This is a genomic window from Arthrobacter cryoconiti (genome assembly GCF_020905375.1).
Classification (GTDB): Bacteria; Actinomycetota; Actinomycetes; order Actinomycetales; family Micrococcaceae; genus Specibacter; species Specibacter cryoconiti.
This window is the reverse complement of sequence record NZ_JAJJBU010000007.1, coordinates 81,586-94,219: the sequence shown is the minus strand read 5'-3', so window position 1 is coordinate 94,219 and position 12,634 is coordinate 81,586. Positions and strand designations below refer to the sequence as shown.

General features: G+C 58.5%; 11 protein-coding genes, 1 tRNA gene and 1 riboswitch. Of the genes, 5 read left to right on the top strand and 7 right to left on the bottom strand.

Annotation, left to right across the window (positions count from 1 at the left end; translation table 11 throughout):
* Together LOH53_RS05085 and LOH53_RS05080 are read right to left on the bottom strand one after the other, a co-directional pair.
* Window positions 1–642 (bottom strand): hypothetical protein, encoded by a 642-nt coding sequence (locus LOH53_RS05085; RefSeq protein ID WP_230066648.1) that lies wholly within the window; start codon window positions 640–642, stop codon window positions 1–3.
* Window positions 643–1,988: 1,346 nt separating this feature from the next.
* Complete coding sequence (locus LOH53_RS05080; protein WP_230066647.1) at window positions 1,989–2,720, bottom strand: FadR/GntR family transcriptional regulator; 732 nt, start codon at window positions 2,718–2,720, stop codon at window positions 1,989–1,991.
* 457 nt (window positions 2,721–3,177) lie between these two features.
* Here LOH53_RS05080 and LOH53_RS05075 point away from each other — a divergent pair, with 457 nt between their 5' ends.
* Together LOH53_RS05075 and LOH53_RS05070 are read left to right on the top strand one after the other, a co-directional pair.
* Entirely contained in the window at window positions 3,178–4,086 is a 909-nt protein-coding gene (locus LOH53_RS05075) for an ABC transporter ATP-binding protein (RefSeq protein ID WP_230066646.1), read from the top strand.
* On the top strand, window positions 4,083–6,119 hold the full coding sequence (locus LOH53_RS05070) for a YhgE/Pip family protein (RefSeq protein ID WP_230066645.1): 2,037 nt from the start codon (window positions 4,083–4,085) through the stop codon (window positions 6,117–6,119). The genes LOH53_RS05075 and LOH53_RS05070 overlap by 4 nt, the downstream gene beginning before the upstream one ends.
* Window positions 6,120–6,138: 19 nt before the next feature.
* Here LOH53_RS05070 and LOH53_RS05065 read toward each other — a convergent pair whose 3' ends face one another.
* The 4 genes from LOH53_RS05065 to LOH53_RS05050 all read right to left on the bottom strand — a co-directional run bounded on the left by LOH53_RS05065 (window position 6,139) and on the right by LOH53_RS05050 (window position 9,896).
* Complete coding sequence (locus tag LOH53_RS05065; RefSeq protein ID WP_230066644.1) at window positions 6,139–6,663, bottom strand: SixA phosphatase family protein; 525 nt, start codon at window positions 6,661–6,663, stop codon at window positions 6,139–6,141.
* Window positions 6,664–6,765: 102 nt separating this feature from the next.
* Window positions 6,766–7,620: a winged helix-turn-helix domain-containing protein gene (locus tag LOH53_RS05060; RefSeq protein WP_230066643.1), complete on the bottom strand. Its 855-nt coding sequence runs from the start codon at window positions 7,618–7,620 to the stop codon at window positions 6,766–6,768.
* A gap of 522 nt (window positions 7,621–8,142) precedes the next feature.
* A complete protein-coding gene (locus tag LOH53_RS05055; protein WP_230066695.1) occupies window positions 8,143–9,399 on the bottom strand; it encodes an MFS transporter in 1,257 nt (418 codons plus the stop codon).
* 5 nt (window positions 9,400–9,404) lie between these two features.
* Complete coding sequence (locus LOH53_RS05050) at window positions 9,405–9,896, bottom strand: MarR family winged helix-turn-helix transcriptional regulator (RefSeq protein ID WP_230066642.1); 492 nt, start codon at window positions 9,894–9,896, stop codon at window positions 9,405–9,407.
* 191 nt (window positions 9,897–10,087) lie between these two features.
* Window positions 10,088–10,272, top strand: a riboswitch (cyclic di-AMP (ydaO/yuaA leader).
* A gap of 4 nt (window positions 10,273–10,276) precedes the next feature.
* Between LOH53_RS05050 and LOH53_RS05045 the strand changes: the two genes are divergently transcribed.
* Entirely contained in the window at window positions 10,277–11,011 is a 735-nt protein-coding gene (locus LOH53_RS05045; RefSeq protein ID WP_230066641.1) for an aggregation-promoting factor C-terminal-like domain-containing protein, read from the top strand.
* A gap of 56 nt (window positions 11,012–11,067) precedes the next feature.
* On the opposite strand, the gene upp is transcribed toward LOH53_RS05045, so the two are convergent.
* The gene (gene upp, locus LOH53_RS05040) at window positions 11,068–11,706 is read right to left on the bottom strand and encodes a uracil phosphoribosyltransferase (RefSeq protein WP_230066640.1); all 639 of its coding nucleotides are present in this window, start codon (window positions 11,704–11,706) and stop codon (window positions 11,068–11,070) included.
* Between the two features lie 85 nt (window positions 11,707–11,791).
* Here upp and tadA point away from each other — a divergent pair, with 85 nt between their 5' ends.
* Both tadA and LOH53_RS05030 read left to right on the top strand, forming a co-directional pair.
* Window positions 11,792–12,226, top strand: a complete 435-nt coding sequence (gene tadA, locus LOH53_RS05035) for a tRNA adenosine(34) deaminase TadA (RefSeq protein ID WP_230066694.1) — start codon at window positions 11,792–11,794, stop codon at window positions 12,224–12,226.
* A gap of 105 nt (window positions 12,227–12,331) precedes the next feature.
* A tRNA-Ser gene (locus LOH53_RS05030) sits at window positions 12,332–12,421 on the top strand.
* Window positions 12,422–12,634 lie beyond the last annotated feature (213 nt).

The following is a 12,634-nucleotide window of genomic DNA, read 5'->3' as shown; positions in this document are numbered from 1 at the left end:
TTACGGCGTAGGGGCGTTGCTTTGAAGTTCCCAAACCAAGTCCACACTAGTTTGGGCACCTTGCAGCGCATCAATCTCCGACTGAGTCATGGTCGTAGTGTCGAAGGTCCAGGTCGCTCGGTAAGACTTTGATTCCCCAGGTGTTCCGGCAGTCTGCCACGACGTCCCGCCATGGGCGAAGTCTCCATTAGCAGTTGCCAGGGTAGACAGCGGTTGCGCTACGATCGGGGCCGACGTCGGAGTGAACCCGGTGCAGTCATTGAACGTACCGCCAGTCCCCAACTCCATCGTCATCTTTAGATGATCATCAAGTCCTTGGGGAGACTTGGCAAGGTTTTGGATATAGGTTCGCACTTCACCAGCGACCGAAGAATTCGAGGTCACCACGATGCATTTTTGACCCGTCTGATTCGGTACCAAGTTGTTCACCGTAAATGCAGCCCGTCCGGTGTCATCGTCAGTCAAGGAGACCTGACCAGAGCTCCAAGAACTACCGGAGTTTCGCGTCGTCGCAGAAAACGCCGCATATGATGCCTGCCAAACCATCCCACCGGCAAGAAGAATGGCCACCGGAGCGGCGCCGAAAGCAGCAATCTTTCGAGCACGGATTTTCCGGGTGGACGGAGCTGTTGAAGCGTTCATGAGAGACCTCTTCGTAGAGACGACGTCGTTCTTAGAATCGCCAGTGCGGTGTACCCCCAGTAGCCGGAACCCGCACCCAACGTGTTTAAGATGCTACTCAGAGTCTCATTGAAGTCAACTGTTCGACGAGACTCAACTAAAGTGCTCGCGAAACGGGGGCGTGCCTCATTTGGGAAATGCTCCCGAAGTTTCTGGCGAATGTTTGGGTGGGCTGGTGGGATGTATGGGGTTGTCATTGTCTGCGCGCAGGGAAATCACCAAGAAGGAAGCCGGGGAGTATTCTCGGGCGTCGAAGAAGACCTAGGGCGAGATCCTTGGTCGGTTAGTCGTCGAGTTCAGGTGGTCCGGACAAATAGATGCCCGTCGTCAACTCTTCAACGCCCGACAGCGGCGCCGGCCGGCTGCGGGAGCGGAGCGAACGCGCCGTAAACGTAGCTACAGCTACGACGCTCTAATGGTATTGCACCAGGCCTGTGTGATCGCTGGGCAACCGCGCAGGAAATACCGGTCCCGGCCAGGACAGCCCCACTAGCGAACACGATCGACTGGACTGGTACCCGATCCCCATCAATATGCTCGCGAACTGCGGCAACAGTGCCTAGTGTGAGAATGCGTTCTCACTCACCATCACGGATGCCTCTACCAGCTGGACGGTGAATCGGTCGATCAAGAAGACCGCCTCCGAACCAGTGGCAGCCGCGATGGCTGAAATTCAGAACTATTACCCGCACTCCATCTGCCAGAGTTTCCCGACGCGGCGATCACTGTTTGGTGCGACGTCCAGAACGTTCGCATGACCAGATCCCGCCCCACCGCTCCAACGACAACCCGTTCGTGGAGCAGATAACAGGTGCATATCTGCCAGGTCGGCGTCCAATTACCGTTTCAGCACCGTTACCGAACCAGCCTTACCCACAACACCGGCGGCGTACTCGCAGCCATCTAGGTAATATCCCAAGGCTCCGGGACGGACGCAAAGCACACTTTTTGCGTTGAATCAGACGGAGAACGCCGAAAAGAGTGTAGCGCAGCGTCTGACTCGACGGGCTCCGTCTCCTTCGACGTCTGGGGCGTCCACCAGCAACAGAATACTTCCGGAAAGCTAAGTTGTTGCCCTATTTAGGAACCCTTGCCCAGGTACCCTTTTCCACTAGGTATTGGCATGAGCAACCACGCAATTTAACGACGCTGATGTTAAGCAGCTAGATAAGTACTCACCCGGACTCGATCGCGCGCCTGAGCCGCGCGATTTTCGCCTCAATGATCCCCAAGTTTCCGCGCTGGCCCCAAAGCAACTGCGGGTCAGTTCCCTGCGGGGAGTTTGTTATAAGCGCAGCACAGACACCCTAAACGGTATCGACGAACAGCTGGATCTTCGCTCGGATTCCGTCAAAATGACCACTGAGCAGTTTCGAGGCTCGGATGGCGTCTCCGGCAGTGACCGCATCTAGTATTGCGCGGTGCTGCGCAGCGGTGTCTAAAAGATCAGCGCTGTCCACGCCGATCTCCAGATGAATTTTGCGGTAGACCTGCCAAAACACGTTCATAAGATTCATCAGCAGATCGTTGCCAAGGGGCTCAAAGAGAAGCCGGTGGAATTCGGCGTCGGCGTCGGGAAAGAGCTCTCCCTGGGACGCCAGTGTCTCCATGCGTTCAACCGACCCCTCAATAAGCTTCAGGTGCCCGGGCGTGACGTGGGAGATCGAGCTTCCAATCAGACCGGCCTCCAACGCCTGGCGAATATCCACCAGCTGTAGCGCTTCCAGCCCCTCATGCCGCAGCGACAAACGGCCACGGAACGTGAGAGCGTCTGCCAGCGCATCGAAATTACTCGGCGCAACGAACATGCCAAAACCATGCCGGATCTCCACGACACCCAACGCTTGAAGCACTTTCAGGGATTCGCGCAGCGTGTTCCGCCCTACCCCCAGCACCTCGGAGAGCTCACTCTCCGTCGGCAACGGGTCGCCGGCGTCCAAATCACGATCCAAAATGAGTTCCATGATGTCTGCCTGCAGCGCACGAAGGCGCACTTGGGCACTAAACCGGGCTTTTGGGGCTCCTGTCGAAGTGGACAACTCTTCTCCTTGTGACGCGTGCGTGGGCCAATGCCGACAACTATTCCTCGGGTGAGAAGGCCTCTGGTGCTTCACTGAACTCACCCGCGTGACGTTGACCATAGAATATCGGATGTCGGATGACCTCCACCCTTAGTGACGGATCAATTCTCCCCAACTGGCCCGCAATTGTTGTCGGAAAATCGTCGTTTTCGACCGATTTTCGACAACAATTGCGGGCCAGTTGGGCGGTGGGCGGGGTTTGACGTAGCGCCGCAGCAGTCTCCAAACCACCGGCTGGTTCAAGGCCGTCCTGCAGGCATAATCCACACCCGTCCAACGAAAACCCGCGTCCCACGCACGCCAGCGCAGCACATATGGAAAGCTGGCTATTAGGCCAGATCACACCGCTTTGCACCGACCGGTCAGTTCTGGTACTTTGGTCCAGCTCATCCCACGGCCTATAGGAGCTTCCATTTTGCTCACCGCAAACGAGTTACACATTGAGGGACGCCGGCACACGCTTCTCCCGTCCACCACCTTGGAAGCTAGCCGCGGGGAAGTAACACTGGTCCAGGCCGATGGGCAGGAACGCCGAACGGCCCTGGCTTTGGCCTTGACTGGCCGAATGAAGCCCTCCTCCGGCACCGTGGCCCTTGGACATTCCGAATCGCTGGCTGCCCTTCGCCACCGTAGCGTTATTGTGGACTCACCCGAGGTCAACGCCCCAGAACACCACCTCACAGTCCGCTCCCTGGTTTCAGAAGACTTAGCACTGGTTCCCTTGAAGTTTCGCGACCGTACCCGTCCCACCGCTTGGCTGGTCAACCACGGATTCCGCGACGTTCTGGATAAATGGGTTGAAGAACTTGAACCCGAACGGCTGCTGCACCTCCAACTCGAGCTGGCACTCGCCGACCAGTTCGTGGAACTAGTAGTGGTTGACTCACCGGACCGTCATACGGCAGACCCTTCCGGCTGGCTCACGCTTTTGGAACACACCGCTGCTGGGAAAATCGGACAAGTGACTGACTCTCCGGCCGACACGCCAGCACGGCAATTGGTGGTGGTTGTGGTGGTAGGACGGATTCCAGACGGTTGGAACGGCCCAGCTTTCCTCGCAGGAGACGAGCCTGAGCAGCACCACCTTGAATCTGAGCCTTCCGAAGGCGAAGCAGCAGAATCGGCACCGTTAGAGCCAGAACTGGCCGACGTCGGACCGGAAGATGAAACTGAAGCTGCAACTGGACCAAAAGGTGAAGCTGAACCCGAGCTAACCCCAAAGCCGGACCCTTACCCGAACGCAGCCCCCGAACCACAGCTGGATCCAGCACCAGAAACAGCATCCGAGACTGAAATTACTGGGGAAGAAGGTGGCGACAAATGACAGTTTTCCGTTTGGCGTTGTCCGAACTTAAACGTATGACTGGCGGGATGCTGCCGAAACTGACGATCGTTGCCTTGGTCATGGTGCCACTGCTCTACGGCGCCGTTTACCTCTATGCCAACTGGGATCCCTATGCCAACCTCAGCCAGCTCAAAGCGGCAGTGGTGGTCCAAGACACCGGCGCTGTAACCAAGGACGGCAAGGCGCTCCACGTAGGCCGCGATGTCGCCACAAATTTGGTCGAGGGGAAGAAGTTCGACTGGCAGCTGGTGGATACCCCAGAGCAAGCCAACGCGGGAGTCAAGAGCGGCGACTTCGCCTTTGCGTTGACACTCCCTAAGGACTTTTCCGCCAATTTGGCCTCACCGGAAAACTTTGACTCAGCCACTCAGGCAATGATGAGTGTGACCACCAATGACGCCAACAACTATTTGCTGACCTCGATCGTGGACAAGGTGACAACACAGGTCCATGCCTCCGTGGCCCAACAGGTGGGCGAGCAAAGCGCTAACGCACTGCTGACTGGCTACGGAACAATCCATGCCCAGTTGGTAAAGGCCGCGGACGGCGCAAAACAGCTGGCCACTGGCGCAACAAGTTTGGGGTCAGGCACTCAGACCTTGAAGGATGGCACCGCGGATCTGCTGAAAGGAGCGGACGCACTTGCTGCTGGACAAGTAAAACTTCTGGCAGGCACCAACCAGCTGGTTGCCGGGTCGGCAGCACTGAATTCGGGCCTGGCGCAGCTTCAAAGCCAAACGACAACACTGCCGGCGGATACCAAGACGCTTTCCGACGGCGCCGCCGCCGTTTCCGCAGGCAACGCCACCCTCAACAGCAAAGTCCAAAGTGCTGTTGGCACCGCCGGTGAGCTAGACGGCGTCGTCACCTCCGCTATCACGGACAGGCTCGATTCCTTGGTCGTCGCCGGGACTATCACCTCAGCACAGGCGGATCAGATCAAGTCCTCGTTGGCAGGTGCGGCGGCCAGTCCTGCTGTCACTGATCTAAAGAACAAGCTCACGGTAGACGCCGGTGACATTCAAAAACTCGCTGACGGCTCACAAGCAGTCGCGGCGGGTGCCGCAAAACTCGCTGGTGCAACTCCCACGCTGACTTCCGCGATCTCCCAGGCGCATGACGGTGCGGGGCAACTTTCCACAGGAGCCTCCACCTTGTCCATTGGTCAGGGTTCCGCGCTGGATGGGGCTAATGAATTGGCCGCTGGCGCCAAGAAACTCAATTCCGGTGCCGGTGACCTCAACGACGGTGCTGCCAAGCTTTCCACCGGTGCCACCGAGCTCTCCACCCAGCTTCAAAATGGGGCCGGTTCGGTGCCCAATCCCAGTGACAAGAGTAAGCAAAATGCTGCGGGTGTCATCGCGGACCCCATCCGAGTCGATTCGCTCTCTCAAGCGAAGGCCGCCAATTACGGCTCTGGACTGGCGCCCTTCTTCTTGGTGCTGGCCCTGTGGATCGGCGCGTTCATGCTGGTTCAGGCCATGCGTCCGCTGACCCTGCGTGCCCTGGCTTCCAACGCGCCCTCGTGGAAGATCGCCTTGGGCGGTTGGATACCGTTCGCCGCTGTATCCACGGCTCAGGCGCTGTTACTTTACGCCGTGGTGGTGCTGGGGCTTGGGCTGTCCCCTACTTATCCGTGGCTAACCTTGGGACTGTTACTGCTGGCCTCCATGGCGTTTACGGCACTGATTCAGGGCATCGTGGCATTGATGGGCACGCCGGGGAAGTTTGTGGTTTTGATCCTTCTGGTTCTGCAGTTGGTGTCCTCCGGAGGCACCTTCCCGTGGCAGACTACACCTGAGCCCTTGCATGTGATGCATCAGATTTTGCCTATGGGGCACGTGGTGGAAGGCATGCGTCACTTGATTTACGGCGCAGATCTGGCGCCGCTGTTTCCCATCGTGTTGGGTCTGCTGGGCTACACAGTTCTAGGATTACTCTTCGCGTGGGCAGCGGTGCGCAAGAACAAAACGTGGACGCTCAAGACCCTCATGCCGGAGATAGCCGTGTAGCCGGACCCCATTTCCGCAGCTACGCTCGGGGCACCATGAAATGGGTGACCCGGGCATCTTGGCCGTCCAATGTGGCCCAGTCACCTAAGTATTCAAGGACCGTCAGAGCGCTGGTGGGGTAATCATTGGCTAGGGACATATAGGCATCCTGATCAGATTCCCGCGACGCCAAACGAAGGCCAAGATCCTGAATCCCGGGCATATGGCTAATGACCATCAGCGTGGTTACGGTTTCTGGGACGTGGTTGATCACGGAGAGCATTTGCGTTGCTCCGGCAGAGTACAGGCCGTTTTCTAACTTGGGAGTTGGCGCCTTGTCCGCGAGCTGCTGGCATACCCAGGTACAGGTTTGCCTGGTGCGCAGCGCAGAGGAACACAGAATAAAGTCCGGCACAATCGCGTTCTCAACGAGCCATTTTCCGGCCAGCGGCGCTTCGTTGTGGCCACGTTGGGCCAGCGGCCGGTCCCAGTCTTCCACGCCCAGGGGCCACGCGGCCTTGGCATGGCGCATCAGAATCAGCCGCTTCACATGGTGTTCACTCATGCTGATTAGTTTAGTGAGCAAAGTGCGACGCCGGCCGCACAAGGTGAGCAGCCGGCGTCGCACTTTGGAAAAGTTGTATTTTGGAAAAACTAGAGTGAAAACTCAGATTGAATATTCCGGGGCGGCCCAGACGACGACCTCGGGGTGTTCGTAGAAGCGGTAGCCTTCGCCGCGGACGGTGCGGACGGTGTTCGCCAGTCGGCCCAGTTTGGAGCGGAGGCGGCGTATGTGCACGTCGATGGTGCGCTCATTGGGGACTTCGTCGGCATTACTCCAGAGTCCTTCAAGGAGTTCGTCGCGCCCCACCGTGCGGGTGCCATTTTCAACCAGGTAATTCAGCAGCTCAAATTCCTTGAACGTAAGGTTCAGGGTCTCGCCATCCAGGTGGACTTCACGTCGGGCTAAATCGATCAGGACGCCGGACGGGCGCTGTTCTGCAACTGCTTGGATCCGCACAGCGTCTTGGCGTTGTCGTGTACCGACGGTGGGATCACCAAACGTGGAGCGGACCACGTCGAGCGGGGATCCGGCGGCATCTGAGGGCGCAATGGCCACCGCCGCATAACTCTGGGCCTGTGGGACCAGAGCTTGGGCGTAGGCACGGATGTCTTGGGCCAGTTTGGCCAGGGAAGTTCCGGCGGCGGCTGCGGTATCTTCATCCACACCTACGTAGAGGACAAATCCGCGCGCCACATTATCTGCAGTGACGCCACGGAGCTTCTCGCCTCCCGCGATCACGGGAGTGGGCGCGGTCATGGGGTGGTGGGATTCGGTGCTGGGGACCGCCCGCAGGCGAGCAGCGGCCGCGTCAGCGTCGCGGCTATAGACTGCCGGGTTGCCGTGACTGTTGTGGTCCTGGTGCAGTCCGCGGCTCAACGGGTTTTGGGAAACCCCGCGGGCCACGGCCTTGGCTGCGTTGCGAACAGAGATGTGGACGTATCCGGATGCTACAGACATTAGGCTACCTAAGTGTATGGCCGTAGGACACGGCGCGAATGCTTTTCTCGTGTTCTGAAAATCAGAACTTAATTCCCTGGTGAGGGCTGGCCCAAGGGCCGAAAATGCCTAAATCTTAGGGGTGCGAGCTAGGCGTGCATTCGAGAACGACACGGGAACAATCCGTTCACGGAGATGCGGAGCGTTGCTGCGGCGCCAGAATTCACAAAATAGGGGTTCACATAGGTCAGTGTGCTACGTAACAAACGAAACTTGCAAGTAACAAAGAGGTCAAACGTCCACATTATGAGATTCTGCCGTCCATTGTGATGTAAATAACATTGAGCTACAAGTCTCAAATCACGTCAGAGTTACGCAATGCGTCAAATTAAGTTACAAATAGTCATAAAAACTTGAAACTAAATTTGGCAAAATCATGTTTTCTGTAGAATATATTCATTGAATGAAAATGCACGTCACCGGATCCTCTGGCAAGCCCGTTTTTGCGCCCAGCTTTCGTTCAGCAAAGAGCGCTACAGGCCTTCATCGGTGCAGGGCTTGCGCTAGGGCAAAGGATCGCAAACCCTTGAACTGATCACGCATGCGTACGTGATTGCGGCGGTTCATCATGATCAGCGCTACCAGAGCCGAAACAACTGCCACGACCGCGCCAATTCCCAAGGACCAACGTGCTCCGTATTCGGTGGCGATCCAGCCGACCAGTGGAGCGCCGATCGGCGTCCCTCCCTGCAGGACCACCATGTACACGGCCAGAACACGTCCACGCATGGCTGCGTCCGTGGTGAGCTGGACCGTAGTGTTGCACGCATTCATGAACGTCAGTGCGGCCAATCCCACAGGGATCAGGGCCAGCGCATAGAGTACATAGCTGGGCATAAAAGCGGCCACCGCCACCGTCAGCCCAAAAGCCAGCGCGCCTCCCACAATGTAGACCATGCGCATGTTCTTGCGCCGGGCTGCCATCAACGCTGCGGCCAGAGTTCCGATCGCCATCACGGACCCCAGCAAACCGTACTCGCCAGGGCCAAGATGGAACACTGTGGTGGCCATCAGCGCGTTGGTGATCTGGAAGTTCATCCCAAAGGTACCCACCATGAACACCAACACCATGATCATCATCAGGTCCGGGCGTTGGCGGATATAGGCGAATCCCTCGCGAATCTGGCCCTTACCACGCGGAACTTTCATCACGGGCTGCAATTCGGAGACTCTCATGCGCCACAGCGACACGATTACTGCCAGGAAGCTCGCAGCGTTAATCAAGAACGCAGGCCCGGTGCCAAAGAGCGCAATCACAAGCCCTGCTACTCCGGGGCCAGCCAACCGCGCAAGGTTAAACGAAGCGCTGTTAAGTGCGACGGCGTTGGGTACGTCCGCTTTTGCGACGACTTCAGAGACAAAAGCCTGCCGCGACGGCGCATCAAAGGCGCTGGCCACACCCAGAACAAAAGCCAGTACGTAGACGTGCCACAGTTCCACTTGGTTGGTGACGACGAGCAGGCCGAGCAGAAGGGCGCAGAATCCCATGGCCGCCTGCGTACACAGCAGCAGCTTGCGCTTGTTGACCCGGTCACCTAATAAACCGGCGAAGGGCCCGAGGAAAATGATGGGTAAGAACTGCAGCCCGGTGGTGATGCCGGCTGCTGTTCCGGAATTGTGCGTCAACACCGTCAGGACCAACCAATCCTGAGCTACACGTTGCATCCACGTGCCGATGTTGGAGACCAGTGCTCCACTGACCCACAGCCGGTAGTTGAACACCTTGAGAGCGCTGAACATCGAATTCACTGGCTGCTGATTTCCGCCAGAATTGCAGCTGCCTCGCGGAGTGTGGCACGTTGTTCGGCGCTGAGCGCGGCCACGCGCTTAGCTAGCCACTGCGTTCTCTTGAATCGGTCCCGGCGCAGGGTATCGGCGCCTTCCACCGTGATCTTGACCAACACTTGGCGTTTGTCCAGCGGATTCTCTTCCCGGGTAACGTATCCGGCTGCCGTCAGGCCATTAACAATGCGCGTCATCGACGGGGCCTGAACCTGTTCGCGCTCCGCCAACTCCCCCACGGTCAGTGAACCGTTGAGAATTCCGGCCAGCACTGCACACTGCGCGGGGCTGATCTCACGAGTTGCCGCTTCGACGCGAAGTCGGCGCGACGTACGCATCACCGCCACCCGGAGTTCGGCGGCCAGCACACCAGCTCCCACAGCACGCTTACGTGCGGGGGCTGTCTCCGTCGGGACCGCCTTCGTCACAGTGTATGTCTCTAAAGTTTCCGTCATTCTTTCCTGTCAATCAGCCTGCAAAACTACGCGTTCTGTCTTTAGTTAGCATAAGTCATTAGCCTTGCTAAGTAAATATGAAAATCGTCACGTCGTTACCAAAATGTGACATTTTCAGCATGCTTCTGTATCGTGGAAAGGTGCCTGCCGAGCCGCCCTTGGCTCTTTGGCATAAACGGGTGGTTCGCCGAGCTCTGCCGCTGCCCGTTTCCCGAACAGATTGATGGCAGAGACGGGGGACCCATTCTTTGCGGGCCTCTTCCTTAGAAGCCCTTGGGGTTAAGCCAGTGCTACGCGCAGATACTTGCCCGCCAGTATGGCCGGATGCTCTAGTCCGTTCCCGACAGCTCACCTCGCAGGCGTAGAGAGGCTATATCTTTATGTCAGAAACACCCCAGCACGGCCGTCGCCGCGCAGAGGCACTACGCCCAATGAGTCGCCGTGACCTTCGAAGCGCAGCGCGTTCCAATGCCAAACTTCCGCGTCCCGCCCAACGCATGGCGGTTGTTGCCATCGCCGCGGCCCTGCTCGCTGGGGGCGGGCTTGCACAGGCGTCTTCGCACAACGCCACAAATAACTTGGCTGGCACTATGCTCTCCACCGGTCCAAGTTCTGCGACTGGCGCAAGCAGCGCGGAAGCCGGTGGAACACCCACCGCCGTCTCGGCGCCGTCGAACATCGCCTTAGACTTCCCGCGGTTCAAGATCAGCCCGCCTGCTCCCGCTAAGCCCAGCACACCGGATGTCGCCGCCCAGGGCGCCGCCATCACTGCCGAGCCAAGCCCCTCCGAGAATGCGGCACCCGTCGACGACCCCGCCGGCGCACAGCAGTACGCCACCGGAAAGTTGGCCGGGCATGGTTGGGGAGCGGAACAAATGAGCTGCCTGACGCCGTTATGGACTAGGGAATCGAGCTGGTTGACGTCTGCGGAGAATGCGAGCAGCGGGGCCTACGGTATTGCGCAGTCACTCCCAGCGGAGAAGATGGCTATTGCCGGCGCCGACTATCGCAGCAACTACCGGACCCAAATTGACTGGGGCCTGACGTACATTGCTGGCCGCTACGGCACCCCTTGTGGGGCGTGGGCTCATTCAAATGCCGTCGGTTGGTACTAAAAAACTGTACTAAAAAGCCGGCCTTCCCCAGTGTGGAAGGCCGGCTGCGGAAAGAATTAGTCAACGACTCCATAGAGGCGATCGCCGGCGTCGCCCAGGCCGGGCACAATGTAGGACTTCTCATTCAGGCCTTCGTCGATGGACGCGAGCACCACGTGAACGTTGTCCCTGGCGCCATGGACCGCTTCGAGCTTCGCTAGGCCCTCGGGAGCGGCAAGTAGGCAAATACAGGTGATGTCCGCCGCGCCACGATCAAAGAGGAACTTGAACGCCTCGATCAGGGTCCCGCCTGTTGCCAGCATGGGATCGAGCACATAAACCTGACGGCCAGTGAGATCCTCTGGCAAACGCTCGGCGTACGTGATGGCCTCAAGCGTTTCTTCATTGCGAGCCATGCCCAGGAACCCAACCTCGGCGGTTGGCAGGAGGCGGGTCATGCCCTCCAACATCCCAAGACCGGCGCGCAGAATGGGAACCACCAGCGGAGTGGGTTTGACTAGACCGGTACCCACCGTGGAGGTCACAGGGGTCTCGATGTTCACCGGCTCAACGCGCACTTGGCGGGTCGCCTCGTAGGCCAGCAAGGTGACCAATTCCTCGGTCAGCTGGCGAAAAACCGGCGATGGGGTGTTCTTGTCCCGTAGGACTGTCAATTTGTGGGCAATCAGCGGATGATCCGCAACCAATACGCGCATAGATAAAAGCTACCATTGAGCCGTGCCCTCTTCATCGATTTCCCCGTCAACGCAGCCGACTTCTGCTGCGCTCCACGCACGGTGGATGGGTTTGGCCTTGCAGGAGGCGCAGGGCGCTTTAGTCACGGAGGACGTGCCGATTGGCGCCGTCGTTCTGGGGGCCGACGGCGGTGTGCTTGGTGTGGGGCGCAATGAGCGTGTAGCGCATGTAGATCCTACGGCCCACGCGGAGGTAGTGGCGATCCGGATGGCTGCAGCGGCCTTGGGGAACTGGCGGCTGGACGGCTGCACGCTGGTGGTGACGCTGGAACCGTGTGCCATGTGTGCCGGCGCCATCGTGCTGGCGCGCATACCGAAGGTGGTATTTGGGGCGTGGGATGAGAAAGCGGGGGCCGCTGGCTCCGTATTTGATGTGCTCCGAGAACGCCGGCTCAATCACTGGGTAGAGGTGTTCCCGGGCGTGCGGGAAGACGAGTGCGCGGCGCTATTGCGCAACTTCTTTAGCCAGCACCGCCAGTAAGGACGGGGTTAGCGCCCGCAACTATCGCCCAGCGTCCAGCCACGCAGATGGCTGCAAATCCCTCATTTTTGTTGTGACGCCCTGACCCGGTAAGGTAGTCGAGTTGGTGACGTGTCCGAGCGGCCGAAGGTGCAACACTCGAAATGTTGTTTAGGTGAGAGCCTAACGTGGGTTCAAATCCCACCGTCACCGCCACTGAACAAGGCCCCTGCTTCCCTTTGTTTACAAGGGAAGCAGGGGCCTTTGCTTTGTCTCAAATGGTCTCGTTGGCAACGAATTCGCAAAAGTTCTATTTTGCATTCTCCTCATTACCCAACGATTCCTCAGAAAGCTAAACATCCCCGGGGGGCTCCGTGCGCTTTGTTGCGCGTCCGCCGTGCGTAGGAGCGATCGCATGCCACCAATATC